Origin of the sequence: Telmatobacter sp. DSM 110680 (assembly GCF_039994875.1) — a bacterium.
Classification (GTDB): Bacteria; Acidobacteriota; Terriglobia; order Terriglobales; family Acidobacteriaceae; genus Telmatobacter.
This window is the reverse complement of the sequence record NZ_CP121196.1, coordinates 3,896,511-3,916,145: the sequence shown is the minus strand read 5'-3', so window position 1 is coordinate 3,916,145 and position 19,635 is coordinate 3,896,511. Positions and strand designations below refer to the sequence as shown.

The window sequence follows — 19,635 nt, the reverse complement described above, 5'->3', positions numbered from 1 at the left end:
GCACTCAATGTGAATGTGGCACGTTGGAATAGGTTGACGCATGTGCAACAGGCCCATAGAATTGCGCGGAACCAACGGAATGAGTTCAAGATTCGAAAGGTATGCCATGAACTACACCCACATTGCATTGGCCTCATTCGGGGCCGTGGTCGCCTACTTCGTTTATGGCTTCGTTATGTTCGCGGCCTGGCCCTCCATGAAAACCGAATTCAAGAAATACCCCAACGTCTATCGTCCAGAAGACAAGATGATGAAGGTGATGCCCTTCGGCATGGTCGCCATACTCGTCGGCATCGTAATCGTCGTCATTCTCTATGCAGAAATCTATCCCACTGGGGGCGGCATCGTCCCCGGCGCCACTGTTGGCGCGCTCATGGGTGTATATACGGTCTGCATCTTCGTCATCCACAACTTCGTGAACCTCAACATTGGCGTGAAGCTCACCATTTATCAAGGCATCGCCTATTTCATTCAGTGGGTCATTGTCGGCTCAGCTATCGGCCTCATCTACAAACCTTAATGACGTCCGACTCGATCGAACGCGAACATGGCATTGTCCTTCTCAGCGATCGCGAATGGCTGTTTGTTCTTCTCGTCTCTCTTCTGCCATTCGTAAAACCAGTCGGCCGGCACACTTCAGAGCCTCTGCTTTCATGCCTCGCCGAAGGCTGGACCCGCAGCAACAGTCTCGACTTGACGTTGATCGTGCTGCCGGAATCCTTTCCGTCCTTCGACCAGAAGGGAACTAGTCCCCACCGCATGACGGTCAACTCATGTTCGCTGTCTGAGAGCTCAGACGCACGACTGGTTGGAAACTCTTCGGAGCGATTGCTTTTTCGGGGCCGCAGATGCAGCTGCCTTCTTAGTTCCATCACCAGACAGCAGAACGCGGACCTGCTTGGTCGTAGAATTTCGGCCTGATCGAGGCGATAATTCGGTCCGTCGTGATCCTAAAAAGGATAACTAAACTAAATGATGCCAGTTTCAACTTGCCTTGGGAGGTCGCCTTCTTTTATCGCAAGGTCTTCCTGTTTGCACACGTGACAACTTGCTCGGTGCTCTACCATTCTCTGCTTGGCGCTGGTTGCCGCATTTTGGTCGAGCGACTCACTGTCCGACGAGACACTCGACCCATCGACTAAACGCTGCCATCTCCGTCGTAGACGGTCATAGGATTTACAAACCGTAAGTTTAGTACGGTCAGGTCGCCAACGCTGCATCGGTTGTCCCTCCTAAGCACTTCATGAGCAAACGCAGAAGTCATTGGTTTCGATGGGTGGATGATGCCATGAGATGCTCTGGGTACTACTGCGCTCCGTAGATGTTGTCCAGAAATGCCATTCGAGCAACCCCTCCACGAAATATCTCACCAAGCTGATTTTGTCCCTCTCTATCTTTTTGATCTCAGCATCACCTTCCCGACTAATCGCATCAGAAATAGCGGCACGTGCATCCCATTGCCCGGTTCGCAACCAGACCGATATGCAAGGAGGGCAGGAGTCTATGGCTCAACACAAAGGTGTAGTTAAGTGGTTTAATAGCGCCAAAGGTTTTGGATTCATCGGACGGGAAGACGGGCCAGATGTCTTCGTTCACTATTCAGGTATTCAGTCGTCCGGGTACAGAATGCTCAAAGAAGGTGACGAAGTCGAGTTCAACATTGTCGAAGGGCAAAAGGGTCCACAGGCGGAAGAAGTGAACTGCCTCAAGCACGCAGACCGCGGGACTGCCTGAGATCGAAGCGGGGCAGAAGGCAGTCTTAGTGGCTACGCCGGGCCGTAGCTCATCGCTTTGTGTGCGGTTGCAGAAGCTGAATCGTCGCTCCACCGTTCGATTTTCGGAAGCAAGGAACGCCGGGGGCACCTTGCATGTCGGACAAGTGACTCTCAGAGCCAGCCACATTTTCGGGTCAAATTTCGCTAATTCGAGGGCTCCGACTGTTTTGTATTTTTCGGTTGGAATTAGCGTTGTGGAGGTATTCATCGCATCAGTCCCGCAGCAGAGTTGACTGTTTCGATGCGCGGGTTCCAACAACCGAGGAGCTTTTGCCCAGGGACATATTCTTCCCTCTCCGCACTTCCGGTGGAAGGGATTAAATCTACTGTTTGAGTCTCACCGTCTACCCATGCGACGACGAAGATACCTCTGCGTTCGTCCACATAAACCTGTTCCCCTACTGTAGGTATGTACATGTTGCCTCACGATTCTGTGTAGTAGCGAAGAGATTCCTTACTGCTAACGTTTGGAGATGATGCCCAGCCCGACATGAAAGCAGATGTGACGAGGGTCACGTCTCACCACCGAGCGATTCGAGGCGGGCGGGTTGTGTCCGATCCAGAAATCACCCCAATTTTGGGGCCACTTCCTTTGGCGGGGACTCGGCAGACTTGTCTTCGTGCCGGTCGCCGAATGTACGGTTTATTAGCCGCCGTTGACGCCACTGCCAGCAAAACAACCATTCGGGAGTCGCAGTTGCAGGGGAGAAGAAACTAATCTTACAAGTCCATGATTTGCGGTGTATGATTCGGCGGATCAGGGTTTCTTCCTGTGAGATATCAAACTTCTCGCGGGTCTGCCGAGAAGGCAAACCCAAATTCGCCGGTTAGTGTTCTTTCCCCTCTGACCTTGGTTAAGAGGATCTATCGCGGATCCTTCGATAAGTTGATCTTTACGGCGATTTGGCTTCCAGTTGCGGTACTGGCAATCTTTGTCAAATTCAGGATCCTTGATGAAAAACAGTGGGGAATCCTCGCGCATGCATTCCACCGTTCAAGTACTGCTCCTGCGGCGTCTCACTTCACTGCCTTAGAGAGAGCAACGGTCTTTTCAGCAGATCTACTGGTGGGCTTCGCGGTTGTCCCAATAGTCTTCATACTTCTCATGTTCATTGTTCCTCGAAAGCTTCGGTCTGCATTTGTCGCGCTGTTCAGCATTCTCATATCGCTCGAAATCCTCTTCCAAATGCAGGCGTTCAAAAACGTAGGGCACTTTATTCCGTGGTATCTCATCGATGACACGGCTCATTGGGCCATTGCACATCCGGAGTACATTCTCTCCTACGGCGGGACACACATCTTCTTGGAGTGGGCATGCTTCATCGGATTCATCGTGGTGCTTGCAGTTGCTATCCACCATTCTCAAAGTTCGCCTCGCGCAGGGTCGGCCCTCGAAAATGCAGGCGCGAGAGCCATTGCTGTGCTCATTGTTGCTGGGGCGATTCTGGGCACATTTGGTAGGGTCACCGCCATTGGAAGAACGTGGCTCGGTCAATCCGAAATCAGTGCAGCGCTATTTGCCTTGGGCGGAGATGAGGACTTGGGCAAAAAAGCCGCCATGAAATCCTCCGAGTCTTTGCACATGGAGTATGAGGTAGTGGCGAATTCCACCCCGAGAGAACCTGATCAGAGGTATTTCGGCAAAGCTCGCGGATCCGACGTGATCGTTTTTATACTTGAAACCGCACCATACCGATACGATTCGTTTGAGCCGTCGGACGACCTTCCAACCTTGAAACAACTAGCCTCGCATGCTTGGATCGGGAGCAGACATTACTCCACATTTCCCTATACGGCCAAGGCAACCTTCTCCATTCTCACATCAATGTATCCTCCAAACCCAATCTATTTCGGCGGTTCTCCCAGGCAGGCACCAGGGCTGGTGCGTGCTCTCAAATCTGCGGGCTATGACACGCATTACTATGTTCCGCATCCATTCGAGAACCACTTCGAGGATGCAATGTACTCGGCGATTGGGTTTAACCATATATTCTCCAGTGGATCAGCTCCAGGAGGTGATCACATTGGAATGCCGTATTGGCAAGATGTCGTTCGGCGTGATCTCGATGCCTTGCATATGCTGATGCGGGATGCGCACAGAGATGCCGTAGAGCATCAGCCATACCTCGCGGTCTTTTCACCTCAAATTGGTCATGCCCCCTGGCCCGACATTCTGCACAACGGCACCGAGACGTCACTCGCAAATCGCGCAAGATCGCTGCTCAGACTGGAAGATCAATGGCTTGGTCAGATTGTGGGGCAACTATCAGAAGATGGCCGGCTCGATCGCACGATCATCGTCGTAACGGGCGATCATGGAGTAAGGGCTTCAGCTGAGGATCCTTCCTTTGAAACTTTTGGACTGCCGGATTATTCGTTTCATGTTCCTCTTCTGGTCTTTGCCCCCCAAGCACTGCAGCAGGGGCAAACAATTCGGGAGGTGACATCGCATATCGACATAGCCCCAACGGTGCTTGATCTCATCGGTCTCGGAACCGGGCGAGGGTTTGAGGAGGGTTTGCCAATCTGGGAAACAGAACAAAATCGACGAAAGGTTTTTCTCTGGGCTGGAGATTACCTTGGAGCCGAGGGGTTTGAGCAAAAGAGTGTCTTCACCGTGTGGAATAAGGCCGCAGGCTATGTGTTTACAGGAGATTCCCTTGATGAGAGTGCCATGCGTATGGTCCCGGCAGGCTCAGAGGAGGAACGCGCCGCGATCACGTCCATCCAATCAATGGCGAGGCTGGATGGAGACTGGTGGGTATCTGCAATGCCGCGGTTGCAGCCGAGTTCAGTGGCGACCCTTAAAGACTGAAATCACTTATGGTGATTTCGTTGTGAAAGCAGTTCGCCCCCAGGGAGGGAAAATTGTATGAGCGCTTGCGCTTGTTTCGCCGCTGTTCTGATCCTCGCTCCCGCAGGGATGCTCGCTGTCCAGGTTGCGCAATCTGACTCCGGAGCGCATATCGGCGTGATGAACATTCGCGGCAAGGCGGGCATTGCCACACAGGTGAGCCCAACGCAGATCAGCCTTGCGATTCCCGAACATGTCACATTCACCGTACGTATCCTGTCTGGTACACGGTTCACAAAGGAAGGCCAGTCGTTAAGTGAGGGCGCGGTCCAACCGGGCAGCGCCATCTTCGTCCACGGCTTGTTTGATATGCAGGCGCGCACGGTGGATGCCGAGGTGATTGAACTGATGCCGGAGTCCCTACCGCTCAGGATGCGAATGGAGAACTACGGCAAGACGTGGACATCCGGCGTAATCACAGCTGTTCAGAACGGGTCGATTACGATTCAGCACTTGGATGGGAGCGTTGGCACGCTTGTGGTCAACACGAGCAGTTCGGTCCTCTTCCACAGTGATCCCGCCCTTCTGTCGGACCTACGGCGAGGCGAACGCGTCGAAGTAGGGCTGCAACGCAATGATTCCACGGTCGCGAAGACCATCAGGATACAAGGGATGGTCAGTGGCAATTAGTAAATGACTCAGTGCGACCGCATTGCCCGGCGCAAGACACGACGAACATGTTGAAACAATCAAAGCCTGGCCGCACTCCAAATTCTCTTGTGATCGACGACATCGAACGACCGTCGCCGAATTGAGGCCGGTCAACCGCCTGCTCGGACGTTACCATTTGATAGCTTCCGGGTTGGCCACGAACCACCTACTACCCCAATTGGGAGGCAGGTTCCCACCGCTTTGCGATCTGCTCAAGCGAAGATAAGTTCCCTCAGGTTGATGTTAGGATGAGTGACCGCGCAAAAGCACGCTTTGCCCCGACTCAACTTGCCCTTTTGCTCCGGAGTGGTTTACGTGAGGAAAGGAAGCTAACAAGTATGGGAAGAACTGGAAAAAGGTTGATGTTCCATGGCATGTGCCTGTTTATGCTAGGGCTATTGACTGGTTTCGCAGAGCAGCACTTTGCCAATGTAAGGATGGGACTTGCGGCGCACCTGGAAGGCGTGATGAATGGCATCTTTCTACTTGCGTTGGGTGGCATTTGGGAGCACGTTCGACTGTCACCGACTGCCTCAACCATCGCATTTTGGACTGTGCTTTATGGAACGTACGTGAATTGGTTTGTCACCGCACTCGCCGCAATCTTGGGAACTGGCGCCCTTTCGCCGATCACCGGGGCTGGTTACAGGGGACAACCTTTGCAAGAGACCATCGTTACGGGTGGCTTCATGTCAGTCGGTATTGCAATCGTCATAGCGTCTTGCCTGGTCCTTTGGGGTCTTCGCAAAGAGGTAGTGAGATGAATTGGAACTCCTATAAATGAAAATCCCAATCCCCGCACTGGTCGTTCCGGTTGTTTGCCTTCTGCTTTATTTCTTCGTGCCCGGCCTACGACAGCGACCCTGGACGACACTAAGAATTGCAGGAGGCATCGTAGCGATTGCCGGGTATTTTCTGTTCATTGCCGCTCGTCTTCAGTTAGGAAGATCATTTTCAGTCTCGCCCCAGGCAAAGCAACTTGTTACGCACGGTCTCTATGCACGGATTCGGAATCCCATCTATGTATTCGTTGGCGTTATGTGGTTAGGCGTGATCGTGGCCCTACATCTGTACTGGTTGTTCGTGCCATTCGTGATGTTGCTCGTCCTGCAATTGATTCGATCGGATCGGGAGGCAAAGGTCCTGCAAGAGAAGTTTGGGCAGACTTATCTCATCTACCGAAAGCAAACATGGTTTTGACTTGGAGTCTGCTGTTGTCAAAGGTTCAGGCACGCAGAACGCGGGCCGAAGCGTACTGGAGGGTGAGGACAGTGATGTCGTCGTCCTGGCCAAAAGCCAGAGCGGCTTGTGCGATGTGTTAGGCAGATCCGGTGCTGATTGCTCTTGCTCGCTCGAACCCGAATAGTTCGCCGGATGCGTTCCGAGCTTTGACGACTCCGTTGGTGAGGAACGTCAGTAGATCGATGCAGCTTCCATCGTTGGGAAGGAGCAGCCATGAATTGGCGAAGCGGATCATTAGGCCGATCTATGATGGTCCTCCCTGAACACGGCGAGCTGTTTCACCAAGGGGAATCGGCTGACTGCTTATACTTCGTGAAATCCGGTCAGGCCAACCTGACAATGCAAACCAGGAAGAAGACAATCGCGATTTGTGCGTGTCAAGCTCTCGGTTATTAACGCTACTTAGGATGCGCGTTTGAGAGCTTCAGCGCCGCATTGAGTAAGGGGAAGCCCATTGAGGAATTGGGCGAGTTGGGTAAGGTCAACGAGAGTTGACGAGGTGCCTCCGGATTCATTGCTGTACTCATCGGTGGCGGGAGGAACAAAGGAGAATCCGATGCCGTCTTCTCCAGCCCGCACGACTGTTGCAGTCACGGTAAAGCTTCGGCCCATGCCTTCCGGATCGGTACGCTCGAGCGTAACTGGAAACGATGTTCCAGCGATCCAACGTTCCTCAGTGATCATGTAGAAACCGGAAACGCTAAAATCGCCGATTCTGAATTCCTTTGAACCGCGAACGGTTCCGAGGTAGGCGATTAGCGGAGGTGCAACGAGCCGGTTCGCGGCGCGCTGCTCAGGACAGAGCCATCGAGTCAGTCGCTTCACGAGACGTTCTCTCGCACCAGCGTGGATCGAAGTGACTTTCGTCTTGAATTCGGCGGTATTGTCTTCTGTCTGCATGACAATGCAACTTTCGCGTTGTGGATTCAACGTAGCATTGGGGCACTTCCAATCCCATCCCCAATAAGTCGAGTCGGAGGCACAGAAGAGGAATGAAAGGTTACTTTGGTTGCAGAGGCAGAACACGCCGTTGTTGCGGTCCCAAAGCCCTCGACAACGGTGGTGAAGTGCGTAGCTTCGATGGTAAAAGGTTGATGGGCGTTTTCATCGAAGGGCAATCAATGCCGATGCCATTCACAGTGGCGTACAAATAACAACTTTCTTCCACCAAATTCTCGTTCCCCAATCTAAACCAGTCGATTGATGCCAGCGAGGTTTATGCATGGTCGTGCGAGTCCGAGGATTGACAATGACATCATTTGGATTGGAAGGGCTGCGAACATCGCAGCTAAGCTCGGGGGCGTCCTCAACGGATACAGGGTGCTGGTCACCGATGCGGTCTATAAGTCTCTGCTCCATGAGGTTCTAAACGACGTCAACACGGTTCAGAACGTCCGGTTTTCCGTCAATGTGCCACAAGTAGCCGGGTATGGTCTCGGGTACGTTTGTGGGACCAACGCCCACTGGGTTTTCTTTGACAGATGTTGTTGCTCCTGATTCAACCCCAAACAAATTCAATTGGCGTCTCTATGTCCGGGTGGATGCTCTTTTTCACCGGGCATGTGTGCGCTGCATTTTCAAGCCGTCGCTGATTCTCAGGGCTGGTTGTCCGAGGGACTCGAATCGAGACCGTCAAGCGGCTAACTTTTCTCGGTGGCGTGCTGCTCATTTCCTTCTCAACAGTCGCCGTGGCTCCGATGAGGTCAACATCCAAAGTTCTGGCAACGATGCCCATCGTGGTCAGCATGCACGTGCCGAGTGAGGTCGCTATGAGGTCAGTCGGGGAGAAGCTCTCTCCTCGACCCTGATTGTCGACAGGCGCGTCTGTAGCCAGTTCAGTTTGAGATGGAGTATGCACTGACGTGCAGTGGAGGTCACCCTGATATTCCGTTTGAATGCGAACCATACCGTCTATCGTATTGCACTGATGTAGAAATGAGGGAGCCACGTGGGCTCCCTTCATGCGGCTAGATTTATCCAGATTCCCGGCAGGGCAGGGGACTGAACCGTTTCCGGCGACCGCTTCCCCTTTGATTTGCCTCTATTTGGACTCGTGCTGATAGGAGAAGCTGAACTCTTTCAGCTTCGTAGACACCGTGCCCGTATTTAGCACGGCTCCAAAATGCGCCTGCATGGTGGCGAAAATCTCCGGCCTGTGTGCCATCACGCGAAACATGTTCGGGACGTTCCCGCGCTGAGCGAAGACCTTGTCGAAGAGGGCTGCCAGGTCGGGGGTCACTTCGCTGCAATCGAGTTTGGATATTCGGGACATCGCTCCTCCAGCAGCTTCCAGAATATCTGACGGGGACACGGCTCTGGTTCAATCTCACTAAGTCTTCGAGCCAGACGTTCGACCCGGCGGGTAGCATTGGTCCTGATGAGTTTCGTGTCGATGATCCACCAAGGCTTGCGAATTCTGACGACAGCCCAAGGAACTCTTGAACTCTTCTTGCGATCGTGACGCGACCATTCCAACAGCGGTCGATGCGAACCCGATCCGAAGCCGAGCAGATTCCGCACTCCAGTGAGCTATTATCCTCGAAAACGTCTGAATACAGTCAGATGGCGGATGTGCGAGATACACCTCCCGCCTCCTTGAATCGGTATTCAGCGCTTGCAATTCCGGTTGTGCTCCAGTTTTGACGCATCCCGCTCAGTCTGCTAACTTTATAGAGGACAATTCAACGCCACTCACTCCTCAGTAGCTCAATGGCAGAGCATTCGGCTGTTAACCGAAGGGTTGTAGGTTCGAGTCCTACCTGAGGAGCCAAATTTTGTGCGAATTCCGCGATTTCAATTGAAGTCACTTTCGCAGAATCAGTTGCGATCCTTGAAGTTCCTTTCTGTCAGGCCCCTCAGATGCGAAGATGCGCCTGAAAAATCCAGGCGCATCTTCGTCTTGCCTCTTGCCCCCTGTAATGGCGATTCCATCCAACGCTAGCGAATCGAAATAGCCTGCACCGAGTATGGCCCCATACTCACAGTAGTTGAATACGACGTTCCTCCCGTTGATTGAAGCGACAGACTCGAACTTTCCATCGAACGTCCATTCACGATCTGATAGAGCGTCGCGGAGGCCGAAGTGAACCCGGTATTTGAGATGTTGACCTGAACGTTGGTGAGCGTTTCGCCTGTCGGGTTAGTAAGCACGACGGCATCCAAGCCTGACGTGAAGAACGCCGTCACAACGAGCCCGTTGCCGAGCGTTGAAGGCGCGATGCTTTGCGCCATGGTACCGCCATTTTCAAGGCCGAGATAATTGGTGGATCCCATTAGCTGGTAAAGGAAGTACTGAGGATACGGTTGCGGGTTAGTGCCGTACGTGCAATCCATGTTGGCATCGATCTGGCCGACCAGGCAGAAGGGCGGTGCGGTGGCTGCGAAGTACACCATATGCTGCGGTGTATTGGGAGCACCGGCGTAGACCGAGTTCAGGACATCTGAAATGTACATTGCGTTCCAGACTGGCGAGTAGGTGGGATCATTCTGGCAGCAGTTGTGGGAATAATCCCAATTCAGGTTGTATTCCGTGTTGTAGATGGGCAGGTTTTTACCCTGTGGCTGTTTTCCCGCTGCGACAAGGCGCGTGGCATAGTTGTAGACCTGCAGAGGTCCGTTGCCGGTGTTTTGCGTCTTTTGGTAGACCGACGTCGCGCTGTTGTAGGTGTTCCACTGAGCGCCCAACTCTGAACTTGAAAACATGTAGTCGTGGTAACTCAAGAAGTCGATGTTCTGGGAGATCACCGGATCCGCAAGCATTGCGCTCACCCATCCGGATTGCATACCTGCGGTTGCGGGTCCGCCGACACGTGCGGTTGACTTGTCAGCTGCGATCTGAGCGCGCATCAACGGTGCCGCTGCCTTGTACAGGGCGAGATAGGCACTGAGATTGTCGCCATTCGGTGCGTGACAGAGAGCGGTGGTGTTCGGCTCGTTCCAGATTTCGTAATCAGTCACGACACCCGGAAATGTTTCGTCCATGTGCTTGACGAGTTGTGCGGCGAGTTGAGCCCAAGTGTTCACGTTTGTTGGATAGACGTTGTTACCATTCTGTCCTGTGCCGCATGGATTGGGACTGGGCTGCAAAAAGGGTGGAGTCTGATAGACCTGAAGCATGATGTGCATACCGCCACCCGATATGAACCGGATCGTTCCGTCGATTCCGTTAAAGTTAGAACTTGAGCTGGTGGGGAAGCTCTGGGCCATTCCGGCATACAGGCGGGCGTAATTGAAGCCGCCTGCCTTGATCAGATCGAGATCCGCCGTGTTATGCATCGAGTTGATGCGCTCTGCACCGAAGAAGTGGGACGGGATCTGATGCAGGGCTGAGGAGCGCGAGCCAAAGTCCACCGCCACGTTCGTGAATACTGTCGCCGATCCGCTCACGCTGCTACCGAGTGAGTTGTCCCGAACCGTAACGGTGTGCTTACCCGCAGACGAGGGCGCCGTATACACACCTTCGTTGGTGATCGTTCCCACCGATCCGTTTCCGCCCACGATACCGTCAACGCTGAAGGTTAGCGAATTTCCATCTGGCACGCTTGAAAGTTGACCCTGGAAGATCTGAGTCGACCCGGCGAAGACTGCTGCGGTGGTGGGATATATGCCAAGCGTACCGGAAGTTGGTTTGGCAACAATTTTGGCGGACGTGGAGACTGTGGCGCTGCCGCCGACCTCTGTTGCCGTCACGGTGCAGGATCCGGTATTAGAAGGCGCGGTGTAGATTCCCGAAGTGCTCGAAATTGAGCCGCAGGAGGCGGACCACGTCACGTTGGTTGTAGCGGAGAATTGAACCACATCGTTGACGATCACATCAGGGCTGGTCGGAGCAATTGTGAAGCTCGAGGATGGACCCGATCCTGACAGGGTTACGACTTGCGGACTTCCGCTGCCCGAATCCGCGAAGGATAGCGTTGCCGTGCGCGTTCCGCTCGCAGTTGGCTTGAAGACGACACTCGCCGAGCAGCTTGCTGAGGCTGCGAGGCTGGTGCCGCATGTCTTGCTACTGATGGAAAAGTCCCCGGCGTTGGCCCCGCCGAGGGTAACGCCGCTGATGGTGATGGATGAATTCGTGCCATTGCTCAAGGTCGCTAACTGGGCTGTGCTAGTCGATCCAACGGCGGTGCCAGGGAAGCCGATCGCCGAAGGCGACACGGTCACACTGCCACCCGAAGTGCTACCGCCTGTTCCGGACAACGCAACGGTCTGCGGACTATTGGTCGCTGAATCAGAAATGGTAAGTGTGGCTGAGCGCGTTCCGGTGGTTGTCGGCTTGAATTCGACCGACACCCCGCAGCTTGCCGAAGCAGCAAGGGTTGAACCGCAAGCCTTGGCAGAAATGATAAAGTCACCAGGATTCGTGCCGGTAAGCGAGACGCCGCTGATCGTGATCGAAGAGCTAGTGCCGTTGGTGAGCGTGGAAGACTGGGCCGCGCTGGTTGAGCCCACATTCACCGAACCGAATGAAAGGGACGATGGGCTCACCGAGGCGCTCCCGCTCGTCCCCCCCGGCGCGTATCCAGAGAGCGCGACGGACTGCGGGGAATTTGTTGCAGAGTCAGTGAAGTTGAGAGTCGCCGTCAATGTACCGCTCGTGATGGGTGCAAAAGCGACGCTTGCAGTGCAACTTGCTCCCGCGGCGAGACTGCTTCCGCATGTCTTGCTGGATATTTGATAGTCGCCCGGATTGGCACCTGACAACGTAATGCTGCTGATGGTTATCGAAGTGGTGCCACCGTTGGTCAGGGTAGCCGCCTTCGCTGCGCCTTTATTGCCGACCGTTACCGACACCCAACTCAAAGTTGACGGGCTCACGGAAGCGCTGGCCCCTCCATTTGTCCCACCGGTACCTAATCCCGAAAGTGCGACGGTTTGCGGACTGGGGCTGGCGCTGTCATTGAAATTCAGTGTGGCGGTGCGAGTACCGCTCACCGTAGGGGCGAAGACGATGCCTGCAGTGCAACTCGCCGCAACTGCCAAACTCGTACCGCAGGTCTTCAAACTAATCGCATAATCTTGGGCGTTCGCACCCGTGAGCGTGATGCTGCTGATGGTCAGAGTTGTCGTTCCATTATTAGTAAGCGTGACAACCTTTTGCGCGCCTTTGCTTCCCACAGCCACCGAAGCCCAGCTATAACTAGTCGGCGAAACTGATGCCGCCAGGCACATCGCGGAAGACATCACACCCAGTCCCGCAATGGTGAAGGCGCGCCGAAGCCGACTGCTGCTCAAGCATATTGATTTCGCAAACCGCAGTGGTTGACGTAGTGGTTTATATGTGAGGGCGCAGTTCCGGTTGGGAAAAAGTGTGCGTGTCATGGCAACTCCAATGTCAGACGGCTTAAATCAATCGTTGAGGCAAGCAGACAACCTACGTCAGGAACTTCAGTTGTTCGTCAAATCGGCGAAAACCGCTATCCCGATTGGGGGCCCATGGAGTACCAGACTTGCTTACATTGGTCCACATTGATTTAATGCACACCACCCCGCTTGCTGTGATGCGGACGCTCAGCTTTAAGTTGGTGTGATTGTAAAACGACGTGAGGAAAAAGCGTTCAAAAAGAACACTTTGTACAACTAATTTCAACTAAAGAAATAAATTGTACTTATGGGTCAAAACACCCATTCAGTTGATCAAACTTATTCAAGAAATTGCATTCAAATTACATTTCGTTTTGCATAAGTAGGCTAGAGGGTTTGTTCGGTCGACTAACCTGATCGCCCACTTAATGCTGCAACTCCCCCATCTCACGCAAATTGATCCACGCTAAAGCCGAGTTCATAATGCTCGCCGTGGGCCAGCAGATCTTCCCAGGTCACCTCGCGCTTCTGGTAGCCAGCCATGCGACCTAGCATGCAACTCAACGCGGTCTGCACACCCTCTGCTATTTGGTTGTGAACGGGACCGGACACAATGCTTGCGATAAAAGTTCTCTCCTTATCGCGGTCAGCAAACTCGAGATTATCGAGGAAAGCGCCATTGGCTGCGAATTTTCCCGAGCCCGGTGCCGTCGCTGCGGAATCCTGGTATGTCCATGCGTTCGCGCCCGTAATCGCGATAGGACCGGAGTATGGGCATGTCGCTGAACCACTCGCGCCAAATAACTTCAGTCCCGCGTCGAATACATTGTCTGATCCGAATTGTGTCGAGGCAAATGAGAAGTGCACATCGTTCGGATATGTGAAGTCAACCTGATAGTTATCCCAGCAATCGCCGAAATGCGTAAGTACATTGCGGCCGCCCGTTGCCGTTGCCTTCAACGGATGAGCGCCTAGCATCCAGTTGCACAAATCGATGATGTGAATATTCTGCTCAACCAGGATGTCTCCCGAGAGCACTCGATCCCAGAGCCAGTTGCGCAGTCGGTATTCGTCTTTACCCTCGCCCTCGCGCTTTTTCTCCGTTGACGCAGGAGCGTTGTAGTTGCCTGAAACGGTGGCGATCTTGCCTAGCGCATCGGCTTTGATCTTTTCAGCCAGAGCTGCGATTGGCGGGGCATTGCGACACTGAAAACCAATATCGACACTCTGATTTGATTTGACGCGTTTAGCAATCTCCAGCGCGTGCTTTGCCTGTGCGACATCGATACCCACCGGCTTCTCACAATAGACGTGTTTTCCTGAAGCAACAGCCGTCTCAAGATGCTGAACGTGGAAGAACGGCGGCGTCGAAATTTGAATCAGGTCTACATCGGGTGAGGCCGCCAGTTGCTCAAACGCATGTGGCCCTTTGAAGAGAAGTTTGCCGTCGATCGCAGGCTGTCCGAGACCTTCATTTACCTTGTTGAAGTGTTCGCGCCCGGCAGCGAGGTTATCTGGAAAGATATCCGCTAACGCGACGATTCGTGCAGAAGTATTTTTTGCAAACGACGTGGCGACGCCAGTGCCGCGGTTGCCGCATCCCAGCAAACCGTGTCGCACCGCCGAATTCGCCTCATATCCGAAAGCCGTCCGTGGATTGAGCAAAAGCATGCCTGAAACAACCCCCGATCCTGTCTGCAAAAACTCCCGACGATTCATGTGTCCTCGCGTTCTTAAATAAATTTCGATTTTTCGTGCATGTTTGGTTGGGCAGGCAACTCGCGTCAGGCCATCACTTCATCCAGTATCTTCTGCAGATAAAGCTTCTCGTTCTTTACATCTTCAACCTGCTGCGGACCCGATGTCTCCCGCTCAATAGTGATCGCGCCTGTATAGCCAAGCTTGTGCAACTTGGTAAACACCGTCTTGAAATCCACCAAGCCCTTGCCGATCATGACTTCTTCACCAAGCTTGCTCGGATCGGTCGGCCACTTGCCGTCTTTTGCATGCACGCTGCGCACGTGCTTGCCGAGGATATCTACCGCATCCACCGGATTAGCCTTCCCATAAAGAATCAGGTTTGCAGTATCCAGCCCCACCGCGAGATTCGGCAAATTTGCATCCCGAATCACGCGCGACATCGTAGTCGGCGTCTCCTGTCCCGTCTCCATCAGAAAATGCTGGCCGTTGCCGTGGCAATGTTCCGCGACTTTACGAATAGCCTCAACCGCCTGCGGATAAAGGGCGTCCATTGGATCCTCGGGAATGAATCCACAGTGCGTCTGCACCTGGGGGATGGCGAGCAGCTTCGCAAAATCTGAAACCTGTCGCAATGCATCGATGCGGGCTGCACGCGTCTTTGGAGGCACCACGCCGATGGTGGCGGGCCCTTGCAGGAAATTCCATTCGAGAGGCCCGGGGCCCACTACCTCAACCGTGGTTGCAACCAACTGGTATTTCCCCAGCAGATCGCCGATCTCCTTCGCCGCCTCCGTCGTAAATTTATTGATGTAGCCATCGAGGGATAGGAAGCAATTGCTGAACCCCATATCATGAACGCGCTTGATGGTCGCTTCTGCATCTCCGTAAGGGCTCACCAGCAGGCCTAGTTCCATTGGTTTCAGGCTCGGCAGGTCCGGCTCGCCAAATCCGAGACCGGGATGAAGTGCGGTAGTAATTGCAGCAGCAGATGACGCAGATAAAAATGTACGGCGATCCATGCAGATCCTTTCTAATGAACAGCTGCGGAGGAAATCTCCTCTCCGGGTAACGTCTGAAATCTAAGCGTTTCCCCCACCGCTCTGCAAGTGAACGAATATATCGTGGCCGATTAGAACTTCAAAAGACTTCCTGCCCTGAAGTCCGCTGGCTTGAGATTTGCTTTTGTGCTTTCTCGTTCCAGAAGAAACAGGGTTCCACCTTGTCCGCGCATCTTGCTTCAATCTGGCTTGCGGACCGCCCTTATGGCGCAGGCCGATAAACGGAGACTCCTTCACTGGTCAGATCCCTAAGCGTCTTTGGGTCATCTCAAGAATGGATTGCACGACCAACTGGGGCTGATCGAGATGGATCCAGTGCGCGCTTTCAGTAGCGATGACCTCTCGGATATTGGGGCCGATACGGTTGAGCTCATCCTGATCGAGGGGTGTTGACCTTCCGGGAGTGAGCACGAGGATAGGAACGTCGGCGATGGGCCCGGCATCGCACATCTCGCGAACGGTCTGCGGGACCGCTTCGATATGGCTCTGCATTCCTTTGTAAAAATCGGGTCGAGACCAATGCGCCGCAATGACAGGCCAGATGGCCCGGGGCATCTTGGCTAGCTCGCCGGTTACGCGTCCCAGAACATACTGCCCACCCTCGCCGCTTACATTTGCTACGCGGCGAGCAAGGTTACCGGAGCCGCACAGCGCGGATGTGACGGCAAGACGAGCCAGGCCAACGTACGCTGCGGGAATCGCATAACGCATGCATCGTACGCCACGGTTGAGTGTCGATTGCCTGCCGGCATTGATCGGCGGCCATTCACAGCAGCGCATAGGATCAACAAGTACCAGGCCGATCACTTCAGTGGGGAAGAGAAGTGCGAAGCGTCGCATTACCATTCCGCCGAAGGAATGTCCGACGAGTACATATGGAGGCTTGATGTTCGCGAAGTGAAGGGCCTCGTGTAGTTCCCGTGCGATATTTGCAGGTGTGCGGTCGGTGTACGATGCGCTGCTCCAGCCAAGGCCGAATCGGTCGTAAGACAATGTGCACGCGAACTGGGAAACCTGTTGCTGAATATCGCGCCAGTTCAAGTGAGTTGCGGCGATTCCCGAGTCGAAGAGGACGGTTAGGGATCCGGTTCCTTTCTCAACTACGAAGAGTTTGCGCCGGTCGCCGAGTTCAATCCACCTGCCCGTGTTCGTGAATCGGCGGCGATCGCGTCGCGACGCGGCTACATGATAGGCGTAGCCGAGGGCCATCAACGCGACAACGCCGCCAACGATCAGGAGAAATATCATCATGTCAAACTAAAACTTCAGGAGACTTTCGCCGCGGAAGTCCTCCGGCTTGAGATTCGCCTTCGCACTTCCTCGCTCCAGTAGAAATAGAGTTGATCCGCGCTCACCGCGCATCTTACCTTCAATCTGGCTTGCGGACCAGACGCCACCTTCCCGCCGCAGCCCGATAAACGAAAACTCCTTCACGGCTCCAGACTCCTTCAGCGTCTTTTCGGCATGAACAGGGAAAGCAATCGTGTGGTCGAGCCATGTTTGCACTTTCGCGTAGTGAGTTCGATCGTCCGGGCCCGGAGTGCTGGTCAACAAATCGCAATCGCGCGCTCCGTACTTTGCTTTCTCCAAGGATTGGCCCGGCCAATACAACTCAGGATTTAGAAAATCTTCGTAGCTGAAACTCGGGCCGAACGGACCCCCATTCCATTGCTCAAAGGGAAGGCCGGTGAACTCCTTGTCGCCGGGATGAGCAATCTTCATCGACACACGACCGTCGGGTCGCATCTCCATCAGCAAGCGAAATCGGGAGGGCTGAGGAGACGTTACATCGAGAACGATGTGTAGAGCTCCGGTGAACCAGTGAGCCTTTACGTTGACTGCGAGATTTGTACGCGTGCCATTGGCATCGACGCGAACAATCCGGCCGACGATGCGATAGTCGGCGGTTTCAATTTGCTTGCGAGGTTCCGCCAGCACGGCGCGCACGTCGGCGCAGTGCGCAGTGACGGTTAGCAAAGCTGCAAAGACTGCCAACCCACCAATTCTCATCATTCGATCCTGCCGTCGCGGATGCGAATGTGTCGGGGCGCGGAATTGGCGATGTCGTTCTCGTGGGTCACGACAATCAAGGTCATCCCGCGTTCTTCCTGGATGCCGGTAAGAATCCTCATGATGCGCGCGGAATTCTCTGTATCAAGATTCCCGGTTGGCTCGTCAGCAAGCAGGATGCTGGGAGAGTTTGCGAGTGCCCGTGCAATCGCAACGCGTTGCCGTTCGCCGGCGGAGAGTTCGTTGGGAAAATGATGCAGCCGGTCTTGCATCCCAACTCCGCGTAGCAGCGACTCGGCGCGCTCCGCATGGTGGTTGGCTCCTTTGACAGCCATCATGGGCACCTGCACGTTCTCCAGCGCGCTCAGTGTCGGCATCAGATGAAACGCCTGAAATATGAATCCAATATGCCGGGAACGGTACAGATCTGTGTCCGATGCGCCACCGAGAGGCGAATTCTGAAACAGGACCGTGCCCGTTGTCGGCGTGTCAAGTCCTCCCAATAAATGCAGGATCGTCGATTTGCCGCTTCCGCTGGGCCCGCTGATCGTGACGAATTCTCCTGAGTCTACGATCATGTCCACGCCACGCAACGCTTCAACACGCCCATCATCGTAATGCTTCGTGACCGAGCGCAATTCGAGTTGCGGATTAGTCATAGCGAAGTGCCTCGACGGGCGACAGCCGTGCACCTCGCCAGGAGGGAATGATCCCTGCGATGAGGCCAGCCAAGACTGCGATGGCCAGTGACTCCACCAGAATCGGGATAGAAAACGTGGCAGCAACCACGCTCGCCGTCTGGGGAAGACGCGACAGTACTTTCAGAGCGAGGAATCCAAATCCGATCCCAAGAATGCCTCCGGCTAAGCCGAGTGCGGCTGCTTCAATCTGGATCAGTAGGAGTACCCGGCGGCTATTCCATCCAAGCGCCCGCAGAATACCAATTTCGCGCGTGCGTTCGAAAACCGACATCGCCATCGTATTTGCGATTCCCAGAATGCCAATCAGCAAGGCAATCGAAGAAGTTCCCCACGCCATCGCGTGAGCCAGCTGCACAAACTGGTTATTGCTGGCACGCTCGGCAGCGGGCACGGCCCGAAGTCCGGGTAGCGCTGCCTCAATCTGCGCTTTGGCTCGCGCGATATAGTGCTCTGCCGATTCACCGGCGGGTGCCGGCTTGAGCCGGACGTGGATGGCGGTTACCTTGCCTTCGAGGCTGCTCAATTTCTGCATCTGGTCAAGCGGCATGATCACGGCACCCGCCTCCAGCGCGTTATTGCCATGAAACACGCCGACGACTTTAAAGCTCGACCCTTGTATTTCAAGCGTGTCGCCGACATGCTTTTTAGTGCTGTCTGCCAGCAGTTCGCCAAGAATGATCTCTGGCTGGCCGTCACGAAAGCGTCTGCCCGCGACCATCGATATCGCTGAAAACTCAAACGTGTCTGAGCCCCAGCCATAAGACAGAGCGTTCAAGTCCGTCGTGAGTGCAAGAAAGCTGAATGACATTGGCGCGGCATCGGCAACGATGGGCATTTTGCGCAAAGTCCCGCTCAAAGACTGATCAACCGACGTATTCAAAAAAGTCTGCGCGACCACGGCAATGTCGGTGCCGCCGCTTGAATACATCTGTCGCCACGCCTGCTCGAAGGAACGCGAGAAGCCTACGAGGCCAACGAATGCGCCCATTGCCATGCCAATTCCTGCCAGCGTCAGCAGAGTCCGCAGTCGCCTCCGCCACAAGTTCCTCCATGCGAACCGTACGAAGGTAAGTTGAGTGGCCATGGCTCGTTTGAGAATTACCGGAGAGATTGAACTGGATTGAGAGGTCTCTGCTGCGCAGTGTAGCGGTCATCCGGCGCAATGTCTACCTGAGTTTTATGGCGACGTCACATGTGCCGGCGAGACGAATTCCGCGCGGAGAAACTGACTCGACTCATTATTTCGGGAAGCTTGCGGCAGAATTCAGAACACACACAACAGGAGTTCCGCGAAACAGCCTGCCCGGCTAGAGCCGTGTCGGCAGCTTGCAGTGTGTTTTCAG

Annotated in this window: 16 protein-coding genes and 1 tRNA gene; 7 read left to right on the top strand and 10 right to left on the bottom strand. The window is 54.3% G+C overall.

Annotated features, from left to right (window positions below; genetic code table 11):
• The first annotated feature begins 79 nt into the window (after positions 1–79).
• The 6 genes from P8935_RS16085 to P8935_RS16060 all read left to right on the top strand — a co-directional run bounded on the left by P8935_RS16085 (position 80) and on the right by P8935_RS16060 (position 6,480).
• Positions 80–520: a hypothetical protein gene (locus tag P8935_RS16085; RefSeq protein WP_348261315.1), complete on the top strand. Its 441-nt coding sequence runs from the start codon at positions 80–82 to the stop codon at positions 518–520.
• 983 nt (positions 521–1,503) lie between these two features.
• Positions 1,504–1,734: a cold shock domain-containing protein gene (locus P8935_RS16080; RefSeq protein WP_348261314.1), complete on the top strand. Its 231-nt coding sequence runs from the start codon at positions 1,504–1,506 to the stop codon at positions 1,732–1,734.
• A 1,146-nt stretch (positions 1,735–2,880) separates the two neighbouring features.
• Complete coding sequence (locus P8935_RS16075; protein ID WP_348261313.1) at positions 2,881–4,590, top strand: LTA synthase family protein; 1,710 nt, start codon at positions 2,881–2,883, stop codon at positions 4,588–4,590.
• Positions 4,591–4,647: 57 nt separating this feature from the next.
• The gene (locus tag P8935_RS16070; RefSeq protein WP_348261312.1) at positions 4,648–5,259 is read left to right on the top strand and encodes a DUF5666 domain-containing protein; all 612 of its coding nucleotides are present in this window, start codon (positions 4,648–4,650) and stop codon (positions 5,257–5,259) included.
• A 383-nt stretch (positions 5,260–5,642) separates the two neighbouring features.
• Positions 5,643–6,044 carry a hydrogenase gene (locus P8935_RS16065; protein WP_348261311.1) on the top strand — a complete coding sequence of 134 codons (402 nt, stop codon included), beginning with the start codon at positions 5,643–5,645 and terminating at the stop codon, positions 6,042–6,044.
• Positions 6,045–6,060: 16 nt separating this feature from the next.
• Complete coding sequence (locus P8935_RS16060) at positions 6,061–6,480, top strand: isoprenylcysteine carboxylmethyltransferase family protein (RefSeq protein WP_348261310.1); 420 nt, start codon at positions 6,061–6,063, stop codon at positions 6,478–6,480.
• 444 nt (positions 6,481–6,924) lie between these two features.
• Here P8935_RS16060 and P8935_RS16055 read toward each other — a convergent pair whose 3' ends face one another.
• The 3 genes from P8935_RS16055 to P8935_RS16045 all read right to left on the bottom strand — a co-directional run bounded on the left by P8935_RS16055 (position 6,925) and on the right by P8935_RS16045 (position 8,794).
• Positions 6,925–7,422 (bottom strand): hypothetical protein, encoded by a 498-nt coding sequence (locus P8935_RS16055; protein ID WP_348261309.1) that lies wholly within the window; start codon positions 7,420–7,422, stop codon positions 6,925–6,927.
• Positions 7,423–8,020: 598 nt separating this feature from the next.
• The gene (locus P8935_RS16050; protein WP_348261308.1) at positions 8,021–8,428 is read right to left on the bottom strand and encodes an OsmC family protein; all 408 of its coding nucleotides are present in this window, start codon (positions 8,426–8,428) and stop codon (positions 8,021–8,023) included.
• 135 nt (positions 8,429–8,563) lie between these two features.
• Positions 8,564–8,794 carry a hypothetical protein gene (locus P8935_RS16045; RefSeq protein ID WP_348261307.1) on the bottom strand — a complete coding sequence of 77 codons (231 nt, stop codon included), beginning with the start codon at positions 8,792–8,794 and terminating at the stop codon, positions 8,564–8,566.
• A gap of 423 nt (positions 8,795–9,217) precedes the next feature.
• On the opposite strand from P8935_RS16045, the gene P8935_RS16040 reads away from it, so the two are divergent.
• Positions 9,218–9,292, top strand: a tRNA-Asn gene (locus tag P8935_RS16040).
• A gap of 167 nt (positions 9,293–9,459) precedes the next feature.
• Here P8935_RS16040 and P8935_RS16035 read toward each other — a convergent pair.
• The 7 genes from P8935_RS16035 to P8935_RS16005 all read right to left on the bottom strand — a co-directional run bounded on the left by P8935_RS16035 (position 9,460) and on the right by P8935_RS16005 (position 19,334).
• Complete coding sequence (locus P8935_RS16035; RefSeq protein ID WP_348261306.1) at positions 9,460–12,753, bottom strand: choice-of-anchor D domain-containing protein; 3,294 nt, start codon at positions 12,751–12,753, stop codon at positions 9,460–9,462.
• Positions 12,754–13,269: 516 nt separating this feature from the next.
• Positions 13,270–14,541, bottom strand: a complete 1,272-nt coding sequence (locus tag P8935_RS16030) for a Gfo/Idh/MocA family oxidoreductase (protein ID WP_348261305.1) — start codon at positions 14,539–14,541, stop codon at positions 13,270–13,272.
• A 65-nt stretch (positions 14,542–14,606) separates the two neighbouring features.
• Positions 14,607–15,542, bottom strand: a complete 936-nt coding sequence (locus P8935_RS16025; protein ID WP_348261304.1) for a sugar phosphate isomerase/epimerase family protein — start codon at positions 15,540–15,542, stop codon at positions 14,607–14,609.
• A 279-nt stretch (positions 15,543–15,821) separates the two neighbouring features.
• The gene (locus P8935_RS16020; protein WP_348261303.1) at positions 15,822–16,832 is read right to left on the bottom strand and encodes an alpha/beta hydrolase; all 1,011 of its coding nucleotides are present in this window, start codon (positions 16,830–16,832) and stop codon (positions 15,822–15,824) included.
• A 6-nt stretch (positions 16,833–16,838) separates the two neighbouring features.
• Positions 16,839–17,594: an outer membrane lipoprotein-sorting protein gene (locus tag P8935_RS16015; RefSeq protein ID WP_348261302.1), complete on the bottom strand. Its 756-nt coding sequence runs from the start codon at positions 17,592–17,594 to the stop codon at positions 16,839–16,841.
• Positions 17,591–18,250, bottom strand: a complete 660-nt coding sequence (locus P8935_RS16010) for an ABC transporter ATP-binding protein (protein WP_348261301.1) — start codon at positions 18,248–18,250, stop codon at positions 17,591–17,593. The genes P8935_RS16015 and P8935_RS16010 overlap by 4 nt, the downstream gene beginning before the upstream one ends.
• Positions 18,243–19,334: an ABC transporter permease gene (locus P8935_RS16005; protein ID WP_348261300.1), complete on the bottom strand. Its 1,092-nt coding sequence runs from the start codon at positions 19,332–19,334 to the stop codon at positions 18,243–18,245. Before P8935_RS16005 ends, P8935_RS16010 begins: the two co-directional genes overlap by 8 nt.
• Positions 19,335–19,635 lie beyond the last annotated feature (301 nt).